This window comes from Lederbergia graminis (genome assembly GCF_042655485.1).
Classification (GTDB): Bacteria; Bacillota; Bacilli; order Bacillales; family Bacillaceae_C; genus Lederbergia; species Lederbergia graminis.
The window spans coordinates 1-24,597 of record NZ_JBHSMC010000009.1 but is presented as its reverse complement, the minus strand read 5'-3'; the positions used below and the strand labels follow the sequence as shown (position 1 = coordinate 24,597).

Annotated in this window: 20 protein-coding genes, 1 other RNA gene and 1 pseudogene; 4 read left to right on the top strand and 18 right to left on the bottom strand. The window is 35.5% G+C overall.

The window, feature by feature from the left end; translation table 11 throughout:
• Positions 1-148 precede the first annotated feature (148 nt).
• Positions 149-1,903 carry an alpha-glycosidase gene (locus tag ACFPM4_RS07250; protein ID WP_382349526.1) on the top strand — a complete coding sequence of 585 codons (1,755 nt, stop codon included), beginning with the start codon at positions 149-151 and terminating at the stop codon, positions 1,901-1,903.
• A gap of 427 nt (positions 1,904-2,330) precedes the next feature.
• Here ACFPM4_RS07250 and ACFPM4_RS07245 read toward each other — a convergent pair whose 3' ends face one another.
• The 8 genes from ACFPM4_RS07245 to ACFPM4_RS07210 form a co-directional block, all read right to left on the bottom strand.
• Positions 2,331-3,128 (bottom strand): PepSY domain-containing protein, encoded by a 798-nt coding sequence (locus ACFPM4_RS07245; protein ID WP_382349524.1) that lies wholly within the window; start codon positions 3,126-3,128, stop codon positions 2,331-2,333.
• A 102-nt stretch (positions 3,129-3,230) separates the two neighbouring features.
• Complete coding sequence (locus tag ACFPM4_RS07240) at positions 3,231-4,001, bottom strand: PepSY domain-containing protein (RefSeq protein WP_382349523.1); 771 nt, start codon at positions 3,999-4,001, stop codon at positions 3,231-3,233.
• A gap of 53 nt (positions 4,002-4,054) precedes the next feature.
• Complete coding sequence (locus ACFPM4_RS07235; RefSeq protein WP_382349521.1) at positions 4,055-5,374, bottom strand: ATP-binding protein; 1,320 nt, start codon at positions 5,372-5,374, stop codon at positions 4,055-4,057.
• A 35-nt stretch (positions 5,375-5,409) separates the two neighbouring features.
• Entirely contained in the window at positions 5,410-6,108 is a 699-nt protein-coding gene (locus ACFPM4_RS07230) for a response regulator transcription factor (RefSeq protein ID WP_382349519.1), read from the bottom strand.
• A 197-nt stretch (positions 6,109-6,305) separates the two neighbouring features.
• Positions 6,306-6,794, bottom strand: coding sequence for a CarD family transcriptional regulator (locus tag ACFPM4_RS07225; protein WP_382349517.1), 489 nt, complete (start codon positions 6,792-6,794; stop codon positions 6,306-6,308).
• A gap of 481 nt (positions 6,795-7,275) precedes the next feature.
• Complete coding sequence (gene melA / locus ACFPM4_RS07220; protein WP_382349515.1) at positions 7,276-8,577, bottom strand: alpha-glucosidase/alpha-galactosidase; 1,302 nt, start codon at positions 8,575-8,577, stop codon at positions 7,276-7,278.
• A 238-nt stretch (positions 8,578-8,815) separates the two neighbouring features.
• Positions 8,816-10,135, bottom strand: coding sequence for a multi antimicrobial extrusion protein MatE (locus tag ACFPM4_RS07215; RefSeq protein WP_382349513.1), 1,320 nt, complete (start codon positions 10,133-10,135; stop codon positions 8,816-8,818).
• Positions 10,136-10,334: 199 nt separating this feature from the next.
• Positions 10,335-12,233, bottom strand: coding sequence for a family 20 glycosylhydrolase (locus ACFPM4_RS07210; RefSeq protein WP_382349510.1), 1,899 nt, complete (start codon positions 12,231-12,233; stop codon positions 10,335-10,337).
• A gap of 180 nt (positions 12,234-12,413) precedes the next feature.
• On the opposite strand from ACFPM4_RS07210, the gene ACFPM4_RS07205 reads away from it, so the two are divergent.
• From ACFPM4_RS07205 to ACFPM4_RS07195, 3 genes are read left to right on the top strand one after another with little or no spacing between them, the layout of a single operon-like run.
• The gene (locus tag ACFPM4_RS07205; protein WP_382349507.1) at positions 12,414-13,697 is read left to right on the top strand and encodes a family 4 glycosyl hydrolase; all 1,284 of its coding nucleotides are present in this window, start codon (positions 12,414-12,416) and stop codon (positions 13,695-13,697) included.
• A gap of 11 nt (positions 13,698-13,708) precedes the next feature.
• Positions 13,709-14,629 carry an AraC family transcriptional regulator gene (locus ACFPM4_RS07200; protein ID WP_382349504.1) on the top strand — a complete coding sequence of 307 codons (921 nt, stop codon included), beginning with the start codon at positions 13,709-13,711 and terminating at the stop codon, positions 14,627-14,629.
• A complete protein-coding gene (locus tag ACFPM4_RS07195) occupies positions 14,607-15,335 on the top strand; it encodes a glucosamine-6-phosphate deaminase (protein ID WP_382349501.1) in 729 nt (242 codons plus the stop codon). Before ACFPM4_RS07200 ends, ACFPM4_RS07195 begins: the two co-directional genes overlap by 23 nt.
• A gap of 130 nt (positions 15,336-15,465) precedes the next feature.
• Here ACFPM4_RS07195 and ACFPM4_RS07190 read toward each other — a convergent pair whose 3' ends face one another.
• The 10 genes and pseudogenes from ACFPM4_RS07190 to smpB all read right to left on the bottom strand — a co-directional run bounded on the left by ACFPM4_RS07190 (position 15,466) and on the right by smpB (position 23,560).
• On the bottom strand, positions 15,466-15,669 hold the full coding sequence (locus tag ACFPM4_RS07190) for a CLC_0170 family protein (RefSeq protein WP_144927263.1): 204 nt from the start codon (positions 15,667-15,669) through the stop codon (positions 15,466-15,468).
• Positions 15,670-15,705: 36 nt separating this feature from the next.
• Positions 15,706-16,911: a Ger(x)C family spore germination protein gene (locus ACFPM4_RS07185; RefSeq protein ID WP_382349498.1), complete on the bottom strand. Its 1,206-nt coding sequence runs from the start codon at positions 16,909-16,911 to the stop codon at positions 15,706-15,708.
• Between the two features lie 6 nt (positions 16,912-16,917).
• Complete coding sequence (locus tag ACFPM4_RS07180) at positions 16,918-18,012, bottom strand: GerAB/ArcD/ProY family transporter (RefSeq protein ID WP_382349495.1); 1,095 nt, start codon at positions 18,010-18,012, stop codon at positions 16,918-16,920.
• On the bottom strand, positions 17,960-19,648 hold the full coding sequence (locus tag ACFPM4_RS07175) for a spore germination protein (RefSeq protein ID WP_382349492.1): 1,689 nt from the start codon (positions 19,646-19,648) through the stop codon (positions 17,960-17,962). Before ACFPM4_RS07175 ends, ACFPM4_RS07180 begins: the two co-directional genes overlap by 53 nt.
• A 127-nt stretch (positions 19,649-19,775) precedes the next feature.
• Positions 19,776-20,390 carry a PH domain-containing protein gene (locus tag ACFPM4_RS07170; protein WP_382349489.1) on the bottom strand — a complete coding sequence of 205 codons (615 nt, stop codon included), beginning with the start codon at positions 20,388-20,390 and terminating at the stop codon, positions 19,776-19,778.
• Between the two features lie 230 nt (positions 20,391-20,620).
• A pseudogene (locus ACFPM4_RS07165) lies at positions 20,621-21,273 on the bottom strand (HAD family hydrolase); the annotation flags it as partial.
• Between the two features lie 13 nt (positions 21,274-21,286).
• The gene (locus ACFPM4_RS07160; protein WP_382349486.1) at positions 21,287-21,733 is read right to left on the bottom strand and encodes an NUDIX hydrolase; all 447 of its coding nucleotides are present in this window, start codon (positions 21,731-21,733) and stop codon (positions 21,287-21,289) included.
• A 16-nt stretch (positions 21,734-21,749) separates the two neighbouring features.
• Positions 21,750-22,301, bottom strand: coding sequence for an HAD-IIIA family hydrolase (locus tag ACFPM4_RS07155; RefSeq protein WP_382349483.1), 552 nt, complete (start codon positions 22,299-22,301; stop codon positions 21,750-21,752).
• 296 nt (positions 22,302-22,597) lie between these two features.
• Positions 22,598-22,963: a transfer-messenger RNA gene (ssrA, locus tag ACFPM4_RS07150) on the bottom strand.
• A gap of 129 nt (positions 22,964-23,092) precedes the next feature.
• Positions 23,093-23,560 carry an SsrA-binding protein SmpB gene (smpB, locus tag ACFPM4_RS07145; RefSeq protein WP_144923927.1) on the bottom strand — a complete coding sequence of 156 codons (468 nt, stop codon included), beginning with the start codon at positions 23,558-23,560 and terminating at the stop codon, positions 23,093-23,095.
• Positions 23,561-24,597 lie beyond the last annotated feature (1,037 nt).

The following is a 24,597-nucleotide window of genomic DNA, read 5'->3' as shown; positions in this document are numbered from 1 at the left end:
GCTTTCGCAACTTATGATTTATTGTAAGCCCTTCCATAAAGTGCTGTCAACTCCTTTTTTATCTATTTTGAATATTACATTGTTTTATTGACTTCACTAGTACCATCGATTAAATTAATATAAAATACCACTATTTGGAGGGAAGAAAATGAACAGATTGGCAATCCTTCATAGAGCTACTGATAATTATGCTTACGTTTGCTCAAATTATGACGTATGTATCATGATTAAGACGGGAAAAGGAGAAATAGACCGTATTCAATTAATTCATGGAGATCCCTATCACTGGACAAATGGAAAATGGTGTAATGATCGCGCTGCTATGGAGAAAACAGGTAGTGATGAACATTATGATTATTGGCAAATTCTTATTACTACTCCAACTAGGCGTTTAAGATATGGCTTTCAGCTTTCGAACAAAAAGGAAAGCGTTTTCTTGGGAGAAGATGGATTCTATAGCATCCCTCCGAATAAGACAGATAAATATTTTGCATTTCCTTTTGTTCATTCTACGGAAGTGTTCGCACCACCAAATTGGGTAAAGGATACAGTTTGGTATCAAATTTTCCCAGAAAGATTTGCGAACGGTAATAAAAAGAATGATGTACCAGGGACATTAGCTTGGGGGAGTACTCCTCCAAAACCTGATAATTTTTTTGGAGGCGATTTAGATGGGATTATCGATCATATTCCCTATTTAAAAGACCTCGGAATTACAGGTATTTATTTCACACCTCTTTTTACAGCAAAGTCTAATCATAAATACGACACAATTGATTATTTAGAAATTGACCCTCAATTTGGTGATAAAAAAACATTGAAAAAGCTTATAGACATTTGCCATAAAAATGGGATTAAAGTAATGCTAGACGCAGTGTTTAATCATTCTGGATTTTACTTCCCTCCCTTTCAAGATGTTTTGAAGAACGGTCCAGATTCTAAGTATAAAGATTGGTTCCATATTCGTGAATTTCCCATTCAAACAAAACCATTACCCAACTACGATACATTTGCTTTTACACCATACATGCCAAAACTTAATACTCAAAATCCAGAAGTAAGAAATTATTTATTGAAAGTGGCGCGCTATTGGGTAGAAGAATTCAACATAGACGGGTGGAGATTGGATGTTGCAAATGAAGTTGACCATACATTCTGGAGAGATTTTCGTAATCAAATAAAAGCAATTAAACCAGATGTATATATTCTTGGAGAGATTTGGCATGATGCGATGCCTTGGTTACGAGGGGATCAATTTGATGCGGTCATGAATTATCCACTGACAAGAAACGTTTTAGCACTATTTGCAAATAGAACAATAACTTCAGAGGAATTTATTTCTAAGATGACGAAAGTGATTCACATGTATCCAGCAACAGTTAATGCAAGTGCATTTAATCTTGTCGGAAGTCATGATACACCAAGAATACTACATGAATGCGATGGAGATATCCGGAAAGTTAAGCAAATTTTCACCTTCTTACTAACCTTTATAGGGACACCTTGTATTTATTACGGCGATGAGATTGGGATGGATGGTGATGGTGATCCTGGTTGTAGAAAATGTATGGAGTGGGATATTTCTAAACAAGACAGAGATATGTTTTCTCATATTCAAAAACTCATCCAATTAAGGAAACAGGAACCATTACTTGCGAACGAAGGGAGCCTTCGTTTTATATCTTTTAGAGAAAATGGGTTTGCATTTGTGAAAGCATCTAACAATAAAAAAATCTTAGTTGCTTTCAATGTATCAAATAAAGAAAGAAGTTTTAGTCTTCCACAGGAATATGCTGACTTAAAACCTATCAATCTATATTCCGGCCAAGCACAAACTAGTAAAACGATAAAACTAGATGCATATGGTTTTGCAATTCTAGAATTTAATTCTTCGTATAATTAAATTCGAATGTTAATAAAGTTGTTAAAACTGAATGAGACATCGTATTTAATAGACTGGAAAAATAATTTAGCCTAAGCCAAAAACCGAACTATCTATGAATAAAAATGCTAGATAGTTCGGTCGTTTTCTTATCATCTATATGAATTAAAGTTACCAGCGGAGGAAATACACGAAGACTCCTACCATGGAAATAAAGCTTTAAAAAGTTAGCTCTGTTAAACTCTGTTGTTGATTTTCGCTTCTGTACACTCGCTTTCCGCGGGCACGGCCTCGATGAGACCCCGCAGGCGTTTAGCGCCGAGGAGGCTCATTAGCCGCCCGCGGAAAGCGAAGTGTATTTCCGAAGCGGTATAGCAACACTTACATTGTTCGGATTTACATTCAGCTCAAATCGTTTTGTTCCCATTTCTTTTCTAACTCTTTACTATTAGTCGTCGTCACGCTCAACGTCTTTTTCAATTATTTCGCCATCATAGGCACTAATTTTAAATTCTATTTCTGTGTTACCTGATTTTACTTCAATTTCATAGTATCCGTCATCATCATAATCTACTTCTGTAACTTTACCAGGTGCATTTTTTGTTGCAATATTAATTGCATCTTGTTTACTTATTTTCTTTTTTGACTGTCTGTCATCTTTTCGATCTGTTTCTTTTTTAACAATTTTCCCATCAGTAGCTCTAATTTTATATTCTACTTCTGCATTGTTAGTTTTTACCTCAATTTCATAGTACCCGTCATCGTATTCTACTTCCGTTACTTTACCTGGAGTATTTTTTGTTGCGATGTTCATTGCTTCTTGCTTTGTAATTCTCTTTTTTGTTTCCTTCGTAGTTACTTTCTTATCATCTTGATCGTCATCTTTTTCTATTTTAGTTTCTTGATTATTTTTAACATCTGTATTTACTTTATTGTTTTTAACTTCCTTATCATCTTGATCAATCTCTAACACTTTCCCTGTCTCAGCTTCAATTTCTACTTCAGCATCATCAAGCTTCTTACCATCTTCAAATTCTACATCGTATATTAAACGACCATCATCTTCTTCTAATTCGATGTTTTCAATGTTTCCTTCCACTTCAGTCTTTGCTATTTTTTCAGCCTCTTCCATAGAGATAACATTCTTTTTTTCATCTTCTACTTGATTTGAGTTTGCAAATGCTCCAACTGCTCCACCTAATATAATTAATCCTGCTGCACCTATAATAACTAATTTATTTTTCATCTTTGTATCCTCCCTTGTTTGATTAATTACATCTTATCCAAGTAAAATGAGGACTGTTGGATAGAAAGATGAGAAATTGATGAGAATTATATTAGAATTGCTTTAGTCATCCCAAACAATAGAAATAACTTCACCAGTAATAGCGTCAATTTGCACAGTTGCTTCTTCATCATCATTTCGTTCAATTTCGATGAGGTAATAATTCATACCATCGTCTTCTTCCAATTCGACATCATCAATAACTCCTTTTACAGCCTTTAACGCAATCGCTTTTGCTTCTTCTGTTGTAATTCTCTTCTTTGGCTTTGGCTCTGGATTAGGTTGAGTTACTTCTTTTGTAGTTGTATTGATTATTTCACCAGTAATTGCATCTACTGTATAATTTATTTCCTTATTATCTTGTTGAACTACTGCACGATAAACTGATTTGTTATTTTCGATTTTCTTTTCCACTTTTTTAATATCAATTTTTTGCTGTTGAATTAGAATTTCTTTTACTTCATCAAGTGTTAATTCCTTTTCGGGTTGTTGAGGTTTATCTGTTGGGTTATCATTATCTGTTGGTTTTTCTTTATCATCTGTTACTGGTGTATCCTTACTTATCCTTGTCATAGAATCAACATTACCTGATTTACGGTCAATTTTTATCTCATATATCCCTGTATCCAATTGAATGTTGATTGTATACACATTACCTTCCTCTTTTATTTCAACAATCTCACCTTTATATATATCTTGAACAAGTTCTTGTGCGTCCGCAGCAGTTATTGGCTCCGCTGACGTTAAAGTGCTAGAGACTTGCCATAAAACAAAGCCCAATATAAAGAGAGCGACTCCGGCAATTGCATACCTCCATTTGAAAAATTTCCTCATATGATCACTCCGATTGTATGTTTTACTCCATCATATAAAATGAAAATGAGAATTTAATGAGATTTTACTAATCCGAAAGAAATTGTTGCTGTTGTCCCTAAACCTTCGATACTTTCTAACTTAATATTGGCATCAATAGCATCTGCGATTTCTTTTGCCAAAGAAAGACCTAAACCGAATCCACCTGATTTTCTCGTTCTTGCTTTATCCACTCGATATAGACGATTAAAGACTTTAGGTAGATCCGCAGCAGGTATCCCTATTCCTTTATCCGTAATAGCGACTACCGCACTCTCATCTACTTGTTTTATGGAAACCATAATTTTATCCTCACTGTATTTACGAGCATTATCTAAAAATATATATAATAATTGTTTCAATTTTTGACCATCCGTATGAATAACGGGATTATGATCGATTGTTAATTCTATTTCTCTGTTAAATGCATTTGTAAAAGAACGGACTGAAGCTTTCACTAAATCTGCAAGGGAAATATCTTCCTTATTTAATGACCATTGTTGATCATTCCTCGCTAAATTTAATAATTGCTCCGTCAATTCCCTCATTCTTATAGCCTCACTATGAATCGCATCAACTGATTCATGAAAAAGTTCTGGTTGTTCCATTCCTCTCCGCTTCAATAAACTAGCATATGATTCAATAACCGTAAGGGGCGTTTTCAATTCATGAGAGGCATTTGAAACAAACTGCTCCTGTTTCTCATAATTACTTTCTAATTGCCCCATCATTTCATTGAATGTCTCTCCCATTTGGTACAATTCATCATTCGATTTTTTAGGTAAATCGAGCATTTTGAACTTTCCACTTCCTCTAATATCACTCATTGTAGTAGTCATCGTTGTAATTGGTCGAGTAATAAATTTACTTAATAAATGAGTAGATAGAAGTACTGGTAACGCAGCAAGGATAGTTACGATAATCAGTACATAACTTAATGTCTTTAAGTTTTGGGCAGTGGTTTCTAAGTTTTGTGTTACTTGAAGAGAGACAATTTCTCCATTCTCCCAAACCATTGGAATGGAGACGAATGAATGGGGAATCTCATTGTATTTCACAATTTTTCTATTTTCTTTTCCTGAAAAAGTGATGGGTTGCTCGATAAGATATTCATGGCCCGGGGATGTAACTGCTCCATCTCTTTTACTATCTGCATTTACAATTTGCAACATTCCATCAATCGGAGCATATGCACGTAGTAAATCATTCATCGGAATTTGATTCGAACCGAGATTTACTCCTTTTGCCACTCTTATTACTTCAGAATAAGTGCGATCCAACTCACTTTCATACAGCATTTTACTGAATGTGAAATAGATAGCACTATTTATGATGATTAATAGGCATATAAACATAACCGATGTATAGAGGTTTATTTTCCTTTTGATCATCATGGCGTTTCCTTTATGACGTAACCAACTCCACGAATTGTGTGAATTAGTTTTTTCTCAAATGGTTTATCTACTTTATTTCGCAAGTAGCGAATATACACATCGACAACATTTGTATCACCGTAATAATCATACCCCCACACACCATTTAATAATTGATCTCGGTTTAACACATGGGTCGCATTCTTCATTAAATACGCTAGTAAATCAAATTCCCGAGGAGTTAGTTCAATCAACGTATCACCTCTGAAGACTTCATGTGTCATTTCATTTAACTTTAAATCAGCGATTTGCAGCCAATCTACTTCATCAGCTGGAACCGATTTTTGAGCATTCATTCGCAATGCCACGCGTACACGAGCTAACAACTCTTCTATTTGAAAAGGTTTTGTAATATAATCATTTGCTCCTAAATCAAGACCAGATACTTTATCTTCTACCGAATCTTTTGCTGTTAATAAAATAACAGGTGTTTCTGTATCACCAGTACGAATTCGACGTAATACTTCAATCCCACTTAACCCGGGGAGCATAATATCTAATAAAATCAAATCCCATTCTTGTTCACGATATAAAGTTAAAGCATCCAAACCATCGAATGCTTTTCCTGTCTCATATCCTTCATAGGTTAGCTCTAATTCTAAAACTCGAGAAATTTTTTCTTCATCTTCCACAATTAATATGCGCGGCTTATCCATGTTCATCCCTCGTTCTTTTTGTTATACGGTCATTTTAACACGTAATATAAAAATTGATAAAAAAAAGAACCCTCTAATTGGGTTCCGGTGATTATTTATTCAATTGGCGAATTTAGCATTAGGCTTGGTGTATTATATCCTATGTACATTTAAAATAAGAATACATACGCTCGATTAAGAGCGTAGTAAAGATACCTTTAGCTTGAAATTTGTAGTAACTCATTCGCTTGACTTTCTGATAAGCCTGCACCTAACGTAAGCTCACTTACCAAGAAATCTTTTGCATGATTCAACATTTGTTTCTCGCTAGAATTTAGCACTTTTTCTTTACTTTGATTCATCAAATCACGGACAACATCAGCAGTATCTTGCATATCCCCTGATTTAATTTTCTCCATATTTGTTTTATATCTTTCTTTCCATGGAAGTATTTCGTTTGACTCACTTTGTCGAAATTCATCCATTATTTCCTTCATAGTAGCTTTATCTAATAACTTTCTAACTCCGGAGGACTCCAACTTCTTCATCGGAATCATAATATCCATATTATTTAATGGAATCTCTAGAATACAATATTTCTGAACCTTACCTTGAATTTCACGATCTTCAAAAGCTTTTATTACACCTGCCCCGTGCATTGGATAAAATATTTTATCGCCAACTTGGAACAAATAAGCCACCCCCATCTGTATTACTTCTATTATACCATTCGGGTGATAAAATATCAAAAACTAATAATTTAACATAAATCAACTTTATGTGTCAAATGTTTTATATTAAATTCCCTTAAAAATTTAATATTGAAAAAGGGTAGAGTTAAGTGGCTGTGTCAAAACTATTTTAACTAAGAAAAAGTGGAGAACAATGTTAGTGCAACATTACCGCTGCGGAAATACACTTCGCTTTCCGCGGGCGGTTCGGAAGCCTCCTCGGCGCTAAACGCGCCTGTGGGGTCTACCGGCTACCGTACATCCCGCAGGAGTCTTCGTGTATTTCCTCCGCTAATTATATTCATAGTATTTTTTCTCTAGTAATTACAGCACTTTCAGAGACAACAGGAAGCCCTTCTTGTAAATTAATGTGTCTAAAGAAAAAGCCAAATTATCTTGAAAAATTTCAAGGGATAATTTGGCTTTAATTTATTTTCTATTCTTTTGTAGCAGCCCCTTATTTATAGGATGGTAACCAATCACCATGTGCTTCTATTAAATCATCACAAAGCGCTACAATATCATCCATGGAAAGTTCTGCTGCTGTATGTGGATCTAGCATTGCCGCTTGATAGATATGCTCTTTCTTTCTTGTGATCGCAGCTTCTATTGTTAGTAATTGAGTGTTAATATTAGTACGATTTAGTGCGGCAAGCTGTTCAGGTAAATCACCAACATAAGTAGGAGTCACACCACTGCTATCCACAAGACAAGGTACTTCTACTACAGCATTTTCTGGTAGGTTACTAATCAATCTACCTTTATTTAGAACATTTCCTCCAATTTTAAACGGAATATTTGTTTCCATTGCTTCAATTATATAAGATCCATACTCATGTGAGCGCTGATGCTCTAAATTTTTGTTATTCACTAGGTCATCACGCATCTTTTTCCAGCCTTCAATTTGATTTACACAACGGCGTGGATACTCATCTAATGGTATGTTCAATTGATCAATAAGCTCTGGATAATTACTCTTAATAAAATATGGATGATATTCTGCATTATGCTCAGAAGACTCTGTTACGTAATAACCAAAACGCTTCATTAGCTCAAAGCGCACCATATCGTGATGCTTCGTTTTTTGTTTTTCTGCAGCACGTCTTTTGATTTCAGGATATAGATCTTCCCCATTGCGAGTAATTTCCAATAGCCAAGCCATATGATTTATTCCAGCAATTTTTGATTGTACATTATCTGTTGGCATATCTAAATGGCGTAAAAGGTGGTCGGCACAAACTTGGACACTGTGACATAGACCCACAGTTTTAATACCACCATAACGAATCATTGTTCCAGTTAACACTGCCATTGGATTGGTGTAGTTTAAAAACCAAGCGTCTGGACAAACCTCTTGCATATCTTCTGCAAAATCTAACATAACTGGGATGGTACGTAGATTACGGAAGATACCACCGATACCAACTGTGTCGGCAATTGTTTGTCTTAATCCATATTTCTTTGGAACCTCAAAGTCAGTAATTGTACATGGATCATAGCCACCAACTTGAATGGCATTAATAACATATTTTGCACCACGAAGCGCTTCTTTTCTATCTGTATAGGCTTTAATCTTTACAGTGGATTTTGTGGTGTTTTTTAAGTTGTTTAACATATTCTCGGAATCTTTTAATCTTTCAAGGTCAATATCATACAGTGCAAACTCAAAATCTTGAAGACTCGGAACAAGCATACAGTCACCTAGTACATTTTTGGCAAATACTGTACTCCCCGCTCCTAGAAAAGTAATTTTGGACATTTAACTTCCTCCCCATCGTATGTAATAAAATTTTTTACAGTTATGTCTATTATCTATAGTAGAATGAAACCGCTTTACACTCAATGGTAAAAATATGCGGTAATAGGGTAAAATATTGCTGTTTTTTTCAATTATCGTAAAACAAGATAGTATTTAACTTTAGTAAATTCTTTATACATATATACAAAAAAGAGTTATGGAGTCGTCTTTTAGATAACTCAATAACTCCCATTTTCGTTTATGATAGTTTTCTAATTTTTAATAATGGTTTATGCATGTATCTTCTTAACATGATGAATGCAATCGAGGCTTCTACCATGACGCCTAGTGATTGCGCCAATGCACCGATATAGCCACTTCCATTTGGGATTAAAAGAATTAGAACGATTAAAAATGTGATGGTTGTAATCACATTTCCGGCTTGCGAGAATGTCATTACTTTTGTCTGCCCTTTCAGCATTAATACGCCATTTACGTAATCAAGCCAAGGGAAGAATAATGTGAACACAATGAAAAACTTCAATGCTCTTAAACTTTGATCTAGTAATTCACCCGAAACACCCATTATGTGTTGTAAGCCCCAAGCGCCAATTGGAGTAAAAGCAATTGCAATTAATAATAAAGTAGGTATTAAGCTAAAAATCATCGTAAAACGCAGAACAAGTTTAGCATCTTGTTCATAAAAATTTATCACTATTTGGTGGAGATAAGATGCAAAGCTAAGAAGTAAATTCAAAATCGAAAAAGCAACGGCATATGATGCAATCGCAATTTCGGCATCTTTACTCCAACCTAGGACCCCATTGATAGCAGGTGATATCATAACCGCAATGAGCGATGCCATTAATAATGGCGAATAGAACTTACGCACTTGCGATGAATGAACCACATGATGGTCAGGTTTTTTATCAGGAATCTTTTTAACGATGGAACGCCCTTCTATAAAACTGACAATTGCTTCCACAACCATCCCGACTAAAAAGATAATCGAGCCAATATAGCCATGCTCCACTAAACCAAAATGTAATAGCACCCATGCTAATCCACCCATGAATACAAGTCGGAATATCATACCAATGGTGAGCCATTTTGTCTTCAAATTGGTGATTATTACACCTTGATAAAGACAACGAATCCCGGAGAAAATGGTCACGAACATCAACACACGATAAGCGGATAGTGTTGGCTCCAGCATATGTTCCTTCACACCAAGAACTTTAAGAAAAAACATGTCTCCTATTGGAGAATAACCAATAATTAAACTGATTATTAATATTGCTGCCAACACAAACATCGTTAACCGCGAGACTAGCTTAAACGAATGCTTATCTCTTACAAGAGTTGCACAAGTTTGCCGTAATATTACAGCACATCGTTCAAAAATACCAAATAAACTCATCGCAACCGAATAACTAGCAATCACTACTGCTGGGTTAGAAGACCTCGCTAACGTACTATTAATAATTACATGCGAAACGGTCACTAACGTAGCGGATAAACTTAATGGAATAAAAAAATTAACTAAAGTTAAAAATGCAACATTTTGTTGCTTCTTCATTGGGAATTCCCTCATTTTTATCATAAAAATATCATTCTATCCATCTATTATAGACCTTCTTCTGAAAAAGGAAATGAAAAATTATAATAGTAAGAGGATTTTTTAGTGTGGGTATTGATTCCGTTTCATTGATGGACTACGGGTAATTTTATGAAATTCAGTTATTTTTTTGCGTTGACATCCGAAAGAAGCAGCCTAACTAAGACTGCTTCTCATTTTCTATCATATCTTCATATTGCGTTAAAAGTGATTGAAGCGTTTTTATACTTATTTCGTAGTTTCCGCCTTTGTTTCTGTATCTCCAAAGTGGTTCGTGGGCGGAAAGTATTTCTAGTAAATGAGATTTCATTTTCTCAAATCTCGTCGGATTCTGCTCGTCCTTCTTAATCATTTCTTTTAATGTAACCGCATGTTCTATGAAACGAATTGTATTTTGTATTTCCATGTATACTATTTCTTTGTCGTCACACTGAAGTACCGATTGTTCTAAACGTATTTTGGCATCAGCAATTAGTTTTCGAAAGCCAGCGAAATCATAGTGATTTAAAACAGATTGATCAAAATGGATATCGAAATATTCACGCAGTGCCCAAAGATTATCTAGATAAATTTCCCTATCCTTTTCAGCTGATAAAAGGCCATTAGTTAAAGTATTGTATGTCATTGTTGCATCATGAAGGTCATAGCCCTCAAGTTGAAAGTAATTACCTATATCAAGCAATAACTGTCCAATTTGTTCTTGCTCATCTCTAAAAATAAAACGATCTAAGTATTTCACTAAATCTGCTTTCCCTTTATTCTCTACATTCCAAGAAAGTTGAGCACCATATACCATTCCCGGGTAACTAATAGGTAGGTAATGCCAATTGCCATGAACATCACCCCAGTCCGTATTTAATATCCCTTTTGCTCCATACTTTTTCCCTGCACAAACAGCATCCTCTATATTGTTCATCATATTATCCGTTTTGCCAGCAAGGGAATGCCACGCGCTCGTACCAGGACAAAAATAGAAATCGATGCCTGACGCTTGTAATACCGGGCCATTTTTTTCAAAAGTTTTCATTTTTTGATCATAGCCCCAGTCCAATAATGTAATATCTTTCGGCAGTCTATCTAGCATTTCAGGATGATTCATTAAAACATCGCCCCATAGCATGACGCTCTTTCCATGTTCTTTCGCTAAAAGTTGATACAGTTTTTCAAAGAATTGGACGTAAACATTGCCGACTCCAACTTCATCACTTAACTCCTTGCTCTTTCCGCGACCGAGATCGAAAGGCTCATCAAAATTAATATTCACTTTATTACTACTAAATGCGGGAAGTAATTCATTAAATAGATTACGAACAAAATGGAAGGAAGCTGGATTTGTCGGATCTAGAGTAGAACCACGATTCCCCTCTGATTCTTCATATAAAGAAAGATATGAAAATGCATCATTGTTTAACCACTTTTCCATATGCCCAAAACTATTTTGATTCGGTACTAATTCAATAAATTTCTGCTTCGCATATCGATCAATTGCTTGCATTTCTTCCTTCGTAATAGGGGTTGCCTCTGGCCAATTCTGCTTATATTGTTCATATTCAAAGCAATACCCTTCCATATATAACTGGAATTGATTAATTTTCAAGTCACTTAACATATCGATCATTCGATAAACCGTTTCTATTTTTGGTATTTTTAATCTACCAATGTCATGCATAAATCCTCTTACTTCAAAAGCAGGCCAATCATGAATTTTAAGAATTGGAAGTGAGGAACCAGACTGCATGATTATTTGCTTTAGCGTAACAAATCCATAGTGTACACCTAGTACAGAGCCACCCATAATCTGAATGGAAGCTTCTTCAACAACAAGTTTGTATTCTTGTTCTTGTAAAGACTCATTCAACGCTAAGTTTATCTGCGAATTTCCAGTCTTATAAAGTGGAACTTGTATATGTAATTGCGCTAGTAGTAGTTCCTGCAATTCAATTCCAACTTGTGATACTCGATAATCTGTACAAGTAATTTCCCACGATGAATTAATTGTTATGTGACCACCACTGAATTCACATATTTGTGGCCTGGGTACTATTAATAAATCTGACAAGCAAATCATCCTCCTATGTCCCTAAATTCTCTCAAGAATAAATATATAGATATAGAATGTCAATCACTTCATTTAATACCTAAAAATATCTAAAGTTTTTCCAAAAAAATCATTAGATTCCAATTCTACTAACGTATAATGTAAGTAATGACAGTATAACAAACAATTGGAGGAATTGAGATGCGTTCAGTTAAAATTGTCATTATTGGAGCGGGTAGTGTTTCATTTGGTCCAGGTTCACTTCGGGATGCTATTCAAATGAAAGAGTTAAAAGGTAGTACACTAGTTTTAGTTGATGTTAATGCGGAAACTTTAGATATTGTTACTCGTCTAGCGAAAAGAATGAATGAAGAGGCGGGTACTGGACTTATAATTGAAAGTACGACAGATCGTCGTCAAGCATTACACGATGCTGATTTCGTTATTACTTCCATTGCAATGAAACGTGATGAATTATGGAAAAAAGATTGGGAAATTCCAATTAAAAATGATATAAAACAAGTACTAGGGGAAAATGGTGGCCCAGGTGGTCTATCACATGCACTCCGTAACATTCCGATAATTTTAGATATTTGCCGTGATATGGAAGAATTATGTCCGAATGCTCTTCTGATCAACTTTACAAATCCTGAAAGCAGAATTTGTATGGCAATCAATAAATATACAAATATTAAAGCAGTAGGTTTATGTCATGGAGCAATGATGGGTAGAGATAGAGTTGCAGACATTTTAGGACGAAATCGTGAGGACATTGACATTAAAGTTGGTGGAGTGAACCATCTATTATGGCTCCTTGATATTCGCGATAAGAAAACTGGTGAGGACTTATACCCTGAATTACGTGAAAAAGAAGCCCAACTAGGTGAAACACATGACCCACTATCACGGAAGATGTTCCGCCACTTTGGCTATTGGCCAGCGCCAAGTGACGATCATATTGGTGAATATTTAGCTTATGCTTGGGAAGATGCTGGACTTGAAGGCTATAATTTTGAATGGGCAAATAACCACCGTAATGAGATGTGGGAAAAACTAACTCGCTTAGCAGATGGAACGGATGAACTCGGAGATCTATTAACACAACCATCTGGTGAGATTGCCTTTAAGATTATTCGCGCTATCGTTGAAAATCGAAACGAATATGTAGAAGCAGTGAATATCCCGAATAACGGTTGTATCACGAATCTATCCAATGATGCAATTGTAGAAGTACCGGCATTAGTAAGTGGATATGGGATTCAAGGATTAACAATGGGTGACTTGCCTGATGGAATTGCTGCTCTTTGTGAAATGCAAATATCCGTTCAACGTTTAGTAGTAGATGCAGCTGTAACGGGTGACAGACAAAAAGCTCTTCAAGCATTATTAGTCGATCCTGTTGTTCATAGTCTATCAGCCGCAGAAAAGACGTTAGATGAATTATTAGAAACACATAAGGAATTTTTACCTTTATTTAATAACTAGGGTGAAATATTGTGACGACAAAACAAGTAATCGAATTATCAAAGGACTTTTCCTTTCCATTTAAGATATCCATATATAAAAATAAGGGAAATTGGAAAATGCCCTTTGAATGGCATGAGTTTCTCGAGATATTTTATGTGTTAGATGGATCTGGTAATTATTTTATTGAAAATAAGCTGTATAAATTTAGTAAAGGTGACCTATTTGTCATTGGTAAGAATGAATTGCATAAAAGCCAATTAGTTGATGATAAAGGATTTGATGCCGTTGTAATTATATTTGATCACTCCTTTATCCAAAATGGTTACTCTAATTCAGCAGACGACCTATTGTCTCCATTTTTTCATCGCCCTTCTGATTTTTCCCATCAGCTCCATACGGATAAAGAGCTAAAGGAAAAATTGGAACAAAGTTTTCAGCATCTTTTAAAAGAGTACGAGAATCAGGATGATTATACCTTATCAGCAATTTCCTCATTGCTTCAATGGTTATTAATCGAATTAAAAAGGGCGTATGGAAAAAGTGACGATGGTGCACTTAAGCATCACTCCCGGAAAAAGTTAAAACCAATTGTATCGATGGCATTGGATTATATGAATCAATTCTATTTTCAAGAAGATATTACACTAGAGAAAATCGCACAACAGGTAGGAGTTTCTACTACGTATTTAAGCAGTGAATTTAAGAAAAATACTGGGTTCTCTATCATTGAATTTATCACAAATAAACGTGTACAAATGGCAATCGAACATTTGCTCATGTCCAATCTTTCGATTATTGATATAGCCTATAAAGTAGGTTATAAAAATGTCACTCATTTTAACCTGGTTTTCAAGAAGTTAGTTGGTGTTAGCCCTTCTAATTATCGAAAACAGCATGTTAACAAACAACAAAGAATGGAGTCTTTTCATGAATCTAGTAATAAAAAGTGATTACGAGTCATTGAGTCTAGCAGCTGCACAAGCCATTATGGAGCTGTCTAAACAAAAAAAGGAAGTAAATATTTGTCTACCAACTGGTACAACACCGAAAGGAATGTATAAGGCTCTTGTTGATTTACATCAAGCTGGACAAGCAGACTTCTCCTTTATTAATTGGTTTACGCTGGATGAATATTTAGGTATCCCATTAAGTTCGCCGTTCAGCTGTTATCAGCAAATTACTGAATTATTCTACGAGCCAACAGGAATTAGTAAAGATAGAATTTTTACGTTTAATTCAGAGGCAAAAGATTTAGACGCTGAAGCAGCACGCTATAACGCGATTATCGAGCATATGGGAGGACTGGATTTAGCCATTGTTGGGATTGGAATGAACGGTCATGTTGGCTTTAATGAGCCAGGTAGTTCTGCAAACGCTCCGACTCGCGTTATCGATTTACATGAAAGAACATTAGTACAAAGCAAAAAATATTTTACAGATGATCATCCTATCCCTACAAAAGGCATCACATTAGGGATGAAGACGTTATTACAAAGTAAAGAAGTATTTGTAGTAGCTAATGGTGAAGAAAAGGCAGATATCGTAAAGGTTGCCATTCACGGTCCAGTAAGTGATGATGTTCCAGTATCACACTTCCAAACACATGCTGGTGCCACGTTTTTGTTAGATACATTAGCTGCTAGTAAACTTAAATGATATTTTAATGGAGCAAAGAAAGTGCATATTTTCTTTGCTCCATTTTTCTTTTTCGGTGTTGCCTATCTCGATATATATTGCAAGCGACTTGTGAAAGCCCTCCTAATATCCTAGCTAACATAAAAAGGGACTACCAAAACCAGGTTTCATAGGTCAAATTAGCAATGTATATCATTACACCAAGAATAATATTTACCCATCCTAAAATCTTTGCATATTTCTTTTCCCTTTTCATTTTTGCTTTATTATACGCTTTTACATCCACTATCATCATCATTACACCTGTTAAAATAAGTAAAAAAATGAGGTAATAGGTATATCCTATATCAAGCATTTAGTAGTACCTCCCTTTTTAGTTGGCAACATAAATTTACTTCGCTTTAATACCTACCCCACGTATATGTGAATCTACTTCAACACTTACATCTAAATCTTTATAAAAGGTTGCCCAATTTTCTTTTGTCTGTATCTCTCTTTTCCAATAAATAGGATGTTTTGCACGAATGTATTCACCAAACCCAAATACATCTGATTCTTTACTTTTTAAAGTATTAATTAGTTTCTCTACGTTTTTCTTTGTATCCTTATTTGCTTGTTTTTCTAATTGACGTAGGACTTTCTCATTATTTAATTCGGTTGTAACACTCTCATTTTCTTGTATCTCACTTTCATAACGAATCTTCACATGGATGTTCGGCTTCCCGTTCTTTATTTTGGAGTTGATCTCCGATTTTCTTCGGACCGCGCGAATTAACACTTCATCATTCGTCCCTGGTATTTTAACTAACGCCCCATATCCCCCTTCTTTTTCGCCGACTACAGCCATATATAACCCAATTTCAATCGGGTCAATCTTCCCCAGCATCTTATCACCTTTAAAATAAGCAAGACCATTTATTTGAACATTTTCATTTTCTCTGATTTCTAAATAGGGGAGATAAGCATCTTTTCCTTTACTGGAAAGTGTTCGCCAAAACAATCCAATCGTATCATTTGGAAATTTCCCTAAATTTACTGCATTTGACACCATACTCGTTAAGTATAATGCTGGAACACGTTCTAGTTTAGGAGCTATATCCATGTATTTGGCCGCTTCTTCTTTAGAAATAGCTAGCCATGCGGTTCTTCGCACTTCTGGCTGTCTACGCAAATAATCATTAAAGCGTTCAACTCCTTCTTTCGCTAATTCTTCACTAATCACAATAATTCGCAAGTGTCCTAAAAATAAATCATCAGCTAGCTCTTGTTGTAAATTAAGCAATGCATCCTCTAGTGTATGTCCATAAGATGTGAGTACCCATACAGGCTCCTTTTCACCACCACCAGTTTCTGGACCTAGAGGAATTCGTCCTGGAACAGAAATCTGTGCTGTTAATCGTATCATTTCTTGGTCAGTAGAACTGCTTTCTTCCTTAAAATGAGTTATATGTTCTACGTTTGCATCTGGATCAGCCTTATCAATAGCAATGCTAAGAATGGTTGCTCTCTTTTCGAGATCTAAACTATCCCAGCAACCAGATAACATCGGAATAAATAGGAGAATGATAAAATATAAACGAATTATTGTTTTGGACACAATATTTCACTCTCCCATCGCTTTAAGTTTTCTTATTTTTGCTATGAACAAAAGTAATATTGGAATAACTATTGTAGCAATGAGTCCCAGTCTCCCAAAGATACTAATAATCTGATACATTTCAACCGTATCCTGGGGAATCATTGCAATCACAAACACGATAGGGAGGATAAAAAAAGTAAATAGCTTATGATTTTTTAATTTTAAAAATTTGCTCATTGAATATACAGTAAACATATAGCTTGAGAATATCGTTGTGAAGACAGCTGTTACCCAAACCGCTAAAAAGACTACATCTAACCTTTGTAATAAATTCCCGGGTAATGATGTAGCTCTCGCCAATTCAAGCGTTGGCCACATTGTTTTTTTTAATTCCTCCGGTCCAAATACTGCCAAGGAAGCAATAACGATCATTACATATAGTCCACCTGAAATCAAAATACCCCAAAAAGCTGCTTTTATAGCTTTTTTCTCTTTTTGCATATACGGAATAATCAAGCTCATAATAAATGCACCTTGAAATAAAGCTGTAATTGTCAAAACTCCAGTAATCATGTCTTTATCCACTGTTGCTACTATCGGTTGCAAATACAGTGCATTGGCATCTTTTAATGACACAGCTACTATTATGATAGCTGGTATTAAAATAGCAGGAACATAAAAATTGTGAATATACGTAAATGTATTCAAATCATCTCGAGTAAAAATTGCTGCTAATACTAACATAACAATAACTGTTACCTCTATAGGAGTTTCTTTCAACACTGCTGTAACGACTACAGCCCCAAATTCTCTAGAGGTTAAACCAGTTAATATCATAAAAAAAACAATTACGACAATACTATATAGTTTTCCTAGCCACTTCCCTACAATTTCTTCACTATATTCAATAATTGTTTGATTCGGAAAGCGAATACCGAGTTTACAAAGTACAATAAGCATAATAAAAGAGCAGATAGTAGCTACGAATGTAAGGATTGGAGCGGCAGTATCTCCGTATTCAACAGCTATTAATGGCAATCGTAATACTCCAACACCAATAACCGTACTAATTAGTATTGTTGCCGTTTGTACTAGTGTTATTTCCTTTGTCTTTGTCACCTTTCTGGTCATCCTTTCCTTTATTCTCAAGAGGTATGTCTAAAGGGTTGTTCGATTCTGTCTGAATTTCTTTATTCATACCGACTCGAATATCATTTTCAGGATGAAAAATGATTGGTCTTCTCGGCATCCATTGAAACGGAAAGCGAATGATGACATCCTTCATTCCCTCTGGATTTCCAGGAGAAACTGGGCTCATATATGGAATACCATACGATTTTAAAGACAACATGTGATTTAATATCACAATTAGACCAATCATTATTCCATAAAGACCAAAAATACCCGCAAGGATTACCAAAGGAAAGCGTAACATTCTTAACGCAAAGGATGCTCCATATACTGGTGTAGCGAAAGAACCAATTGTTGTCATTGCTATAACTACAACAGTAATTGGACTCGATAGACCTGCTTCCACAGCTGCTTGACCGATAATTAACACTCCAACAATAGATAATGCCCCACCAATTTGCTTTGGCAAGCGGACGGTTGCTTCCCGGAGTATTTCCATTGCTCCTTCCATTATCAAAACTTCAACTACTGCTGGATATGGTACTCCTGCCCTTCCACCTGCAACCGCAACTGCAAATTCAGTAGGTAGTAATTCTGGATTAAATGATATAAAGGAAACGTAAAGTGAAGGAAAGACTAGAGAGAATACTAGTGCTAGCATCCGAACAAGCCGGATAAAACTACCTAATACAAATCTTGATGAATAATCTTCGGATGCTTGATAGAATTGACTAAAGACAACAGGAACGAGTAATGCAAATGGAGATCCATCCAGAAGTACAGCAACTCTACCTTCAATCAAATTACCAACAGTACTGTCTGGTCTTTCTGTTAATAATGTTTGTGGAAAGGGTGTTAAATGATTGTCTTCAAGAAATTGCTCGAGATAACCGGCGTCGAGAATTGCATCAATATCAATTTTTTTTAGTCGTTGTTCGACTTCTTCTATTAATACTGGATTTGCGATCCCTTTCAAATAACATATAGCAACTTTTGTTTTAGTAATTCTGCCAACCGTCATCGTTTTCACACAAAAATCTGATGATGGTAAACGATACCGTAATAAGCCAATATTTGTTCCTAATCTTTCAATAAACCCTTCTCTTGGACCAATGATTACTTGTTCGGTTTCTGGAGAAGTGATAGATCGTTTCTCTACTTCACGAGTATCAATACGAAATGCTTCTTGAACTCCATCAATAGCAATTACCGTTTCACCTGATAACATAGCTTCTATAAGTTCATTCACTTTAGACTCTTGTTTAATTTCACTATGATATAGCACTTCCTCCTCAAGCAACTGAATGATGTTTGAGTTATTTATTTCCTTTACATTCACATGTTGTGGTGGATAAAGTAATGGCCTTAATACGTCTTCATTAACACTCGATACGTTAATTAAATTTGATATATAAAATACCGCAACTTTAAATGTACCGAAAATGGTAATCTTACGTACGATGAAGTCCGTATTTTCTCCTATTACCTTATTGATAAAAGCGATTGTCTCAGATAAGTCACCGCTTACTTCTTTATTCTCATATTTCTCTAATTGGACATGTGGAACTTGGTTATTCTTTTTCTGCTTGTTAAGATGATTCCTCTTCTTTTTCCACAATGACATAGTTTATCCCTCATTATTAAATCTAAAGTATTAATCTCAGTATGGGTAATTTAGGAATATTTATGTAAGTACTTGCTAAAGCTGTAATAATAAAAAAATCACCTTATCAGATAAGGTGATTCGATTTCTAATTATTAATATATTTTTCAAAAACACTACCAAAATCAGAAGTATGATATTTTTCACGTGTCGAAGCTAACCATTCAAAACCAAACTCCGTTAGCCCTTTATACGTATCCGCTAGTTGACTATCGTCTGTTCTCGAATTTTGCAATACACTGACCGCTTTATCAAGACTTTGTGTTGCCATATTTGTGTAAATTTCATTATGATGCGTAATTTCTGCAATGCGAAGGAGTGATTTATATAAGTCCTTCAGTTGTTCAATTTGATCCTTCCTAACATCAATATCAAATTGTTGATTGCCTATATGAAATTTTATCTCTACATCCATATCAATCTTCCCGGCTGTTTCCAGTAACACATTAGAAATCTTATGTTGAGAATACGTATAGCGCTTCAATGTTCTTTTCGACGAAATAGCACTATCTCCATCTACATGAATTAATGCTAAATTCGTAAAGCAATACTCATCTGCTTTTGTTTTAATTAGGAAATAAATTTTTTCATTATCCTCATGCATTACGTAATCATCAGCATCGGTTTTATCATAATCAGCAGGTGAAATAATTTTCCCAATATCTGATAACCCAAGTGCATCAGCAGCGATTTTTTTAAACATATGTATCATCCTTTCTTCTTCAGTTTAACTACTTAATATTAACAAACGAAGGAACCAAAGAAATGAATCAATCGAATCATTTCTGTTTAGGATATGCAGTAGTTCGGATGATTATTTCTACATTGCACTCGTATCAATTCTTTTGGTACCCAATAGTTTATTACCAGCCTTTGTGACATCATGGTCTAGAAATACAGCTCGAATATCAATGCCCACTAATTGTTATTTCTTTATTTTACTAGAATCGATGTTATTTGTAGTAAGTCATCTATCACAAAATCTGCTTGATCAAGCTCATCTTCTCTAGCAAAATCAAAACTACATCCAATTGAAAATAAACCATTATTTTTAGCTGCTAGTATATCTGATAGTCGATCTCCAACTACAGCCCCATTCGTAATCTTATATTTCTTTATGATGAATTGAACCAAGTCTGATTTATTCAACATATTAATTTGTTCAATACTGAATGTCTCAGTTACCCAATCGTCAAGATGGTAGTAATCTACAATTGCTTTTAAGTATTTTATCAACCCATTACTTGCAATAAAGATTTCATACTCATTTCCTTCAAAAATTCGAAAGTTTCTTTCGCTTTCGGATATAATGCACCTTTTCCATTTTGTATATTTTCTATTAAGCTATGAAGGAAGTAGGTATCGGTTTCTTTTCTTACATCCAGAGAATGATTAGGCAATAAAGTTTCCCAAACTATTGGTAGAGGCGCCCCCATTATTTCTCGGTATGTATTAATAGGAGTTACGGTATCCCATTTATTTTGTTTTCGTAAATAGTTAAATGTATCTTCTAGTGATAGCTCTAATATCTTATTTGTTTGAAATAGTGTTCCGTCCATATCAAAAATGACTGCTAGTGTCATTTTTCAACCTCCAAGTTTAGATATAATGCTTCTCTAAAATCAATTTCGCTCTTTCATCCATATTTTTTGGTAAGTTATGTAGAGAGAAATACTTTAGAGCCAAGCCTTCATCATCATTTATTGCTAATTCACCACTTACCCCTTCTGCAATGTATACACATATTACATTAAATATTTCATCACCATTTGGATATTGATAATAAAGGTTTGCTCCTGACAAAATATCGATGAACTTATACTGCTCTGCTCTTAATCCTGTTTCTTCATATAACTCGCGTGCAGCTGTTTCTTCCAAGCTTTCCCCTAATTCCATTGCCCCACCTGGTAAGCCCCATTCTTTAGTATCAGATCGATGTTGAAATAAAATTTCGTTTTCATCATTCATCACAATTATTGTCGATCCAATTAGAATGATTGGTCTACTCCCGATTAATTTTCGTAGTTCTTGGATATAACCAGCCATTTTTCACTATCCTTTCTCATTCATGAGCATTACCTATATTGATTATCCACCTAACCGCCTCATTGAAATCTTTTGCTACAAAATCAGGAGTCACTTCTGCCCAGCGACCAAAATACTCATTATGAATATACTTTTGATAAGCCTCTTCGCCACTGCCGGTTTTCACTAGTATTTTTATACATCCAACTTCGTCTGCTGCAACTAAGTCCGTCCAGCGATCACCGACTACTACACATTTCCGCAAATCCAAAATATTTTCCTTTGCGGCTTTTTGTAGCATTCCAGAAGCAGGTTTTCTACATGGACAACCTTCTGTATGTTGATGTGGACAAAGATAAACATTATCAAAACCAAAGTTAATAAGTTCTTCGAAAAAACTGTCGACTGTAGCTTCTCCTCGAGAGATTCCTGGTTGATTTGTAAAAGAACAAATTAAAACACCTGCATTCTTTAATTGCTGTATAGAGTTAGCCACATGTGGAAAAAGTTGAAACTCTCCCGGATATAGAACTTCCTTTCCTCCACCGATTGTCCCGTCCCTATCTATGAAAATAGCTTGGATGTTCATTTGTCTCACACCTCATTCCGATTTATGACTTATATAACTATATTCGCTGTTCCATAGGAATAACCTGCAATAGAAGAAGGGAAAACTCCACTTTTGTCGAATTATCTTAAATAATCTTATTAAACTATGATTAGGGTTTATAATTTGTAATTAGTAATCAAATATTTTTCATTGAATTATTAAAAAAGAACTGTAGAAGATTAGACTCTACAGTTCTTTCACATTCGATTTATTTTATTTCAGATTGGTAAATATATGGATAAAATCACAAAAATAAAAACCACCAAATATGTATTTGGTGGAGACGGTGGGAATCGAACCCACGTCCAGAAATATCGTCACTCAAGCATCTACGAGTGTAGTCGATATATTATTATTTCGCGTCTCTTTCCGCCTATCGACGGGCATCCGGAGCGCTAGCCTGATTGTTCTCTTCCATGGTCCCCAAGCGGAGGACTTCCGGCGTAGCCCACTTAGAGTGAGTCCCTTACCCTACCACATGGGCGATGGAGGGAGGAACCGCAATCAACTGTTATTAAGCAGCGAAAGCGAAGTTGTTGTTTTCTTTGCCAGTTATTATTGGCTTTGACGTTTTTACGAGGACGATCCCCTCGACTCGCAACCTGAGCTCGAACTATCCCTGTCGAATCCGTAGCGTCCCCATGATAAAAGATAAGTTGCGAATTTAATCGCATATACTCATCGTATTCCGGGTACTCGGAATAGTTGTACACTCGGTGTTACAGTTATTATTATAACATCTATGACTTATTTATCAAGGGTTTGAGAGCTTACAATTTTTGGCGTTCACGGAAAGCTCTCTCAATATCACGTTTCGCTTCTTTTTGTTTTAAGTCTTCACGCTTATCGTATTTCTTCTTCCCTTTACCAAGTCCAATTAACACTTTCGCATAACCATTTTTAAAATACATTTTTAATGGAACAATGGAATATCCTTGTTCTTTAGATTCACCAATTAACTTATTAATTTCTTTGCGGTGTAATAATAGCTTACGTGTTCTTAATGGATCATGGTTGTAACGATTTCCTTGTTCATACGGACTTATATGCGCATTGTGCAAGTAAAGCTCACCTTGATGAATACGGGCGAATGAATCTTTTAAGTTAATTCTACCAGCACGAATTGATTTAATTTCAGTTCCTTGAAGAACAATTCCTGCTTCATACGTATCCTCAATAAAAAAGTCATGAGAAGCTTTTTTATTTTGCGCAATTAACTTTCCTTCCCCTTTAGGCATTTGATCTCCCCCCCTAAAATACAGTGTGTATATTATTATACAGAGAAAAAGGTTAGTAGCACAAGCCAGCTAACCTTTACTATAATAATTTGGATTCTAATTCTCTATAGAAGCAAAATTCCTAGGAACTTTAATCATACTGGCGACGAATAAGTACCTCTATAAGAATTTTCTCGAGTTATGGTCGTTATTCTCATTGAATAGTTACCTGTTTTAGGATTTTTCCCAGTCAAGGGCACTATTCACTGCGAATAGGTACCTCTTTCAGAGATTTTCTCGCTTCGAGGGTTTTATTCCAGGCGAATAGTTACCTGTTTTAGAATTTTCCCCTCTCAAGGGCTTTATTCACTGCGAATAGGTACCTCTTTTAGGACTTTCTCCACTCAAGGGCTTTATTCACTGCGAATAGGTACCTCTTTCAGGACTTTCTCCACTCAAGGGCTTTATTCACAGCGATTAGTTACCTCTTTCAGGATTTTTCCCGCTCAAGGGCTTTATTCACAGCGAATAGGTACCTCTTTAAGGATTTTTCCCGCTCAAGGGCTTTATTCACTGCGAATAGGTACCTCTTTCAGGATTTTTCCCAGTCAAGGGCTTTATTCCAGGCGAATAGGTACCTCTTTCAGGACTTTCTCCACTCAAGGGCACTATTCACAGCGAATAGGTACCTCTTTCAGGATTTCCTCGCCTCGAGGGCTTTATTCACAGCAATTAGTTACCTCTTTTAGGATTTTCTCGCCTCGAGGGCTTTATTCCAGGAGAATAGTTNAGGATTTTCTCGCCTCGAGGGCTTTATTCCAGGAGAATAGTTACCTGTTTTAGAATTTTCCCCGCTCAAGGGCTTTATTCACTGCGAATAGGTACCTCTTTCAGGATTTTCCCCACTCAAGGGCACTATTCACAGCGAATAGGTACCTCTTTCAGGACTTTCTAGTCAAGTCCATAATATTGTGTAAAAGTTATTACAACATTTTCAACCAACTTTATATAGTAAAATGGACGGCCACAGCGTAGCTGCTTGCCATTGACTTCAGCGC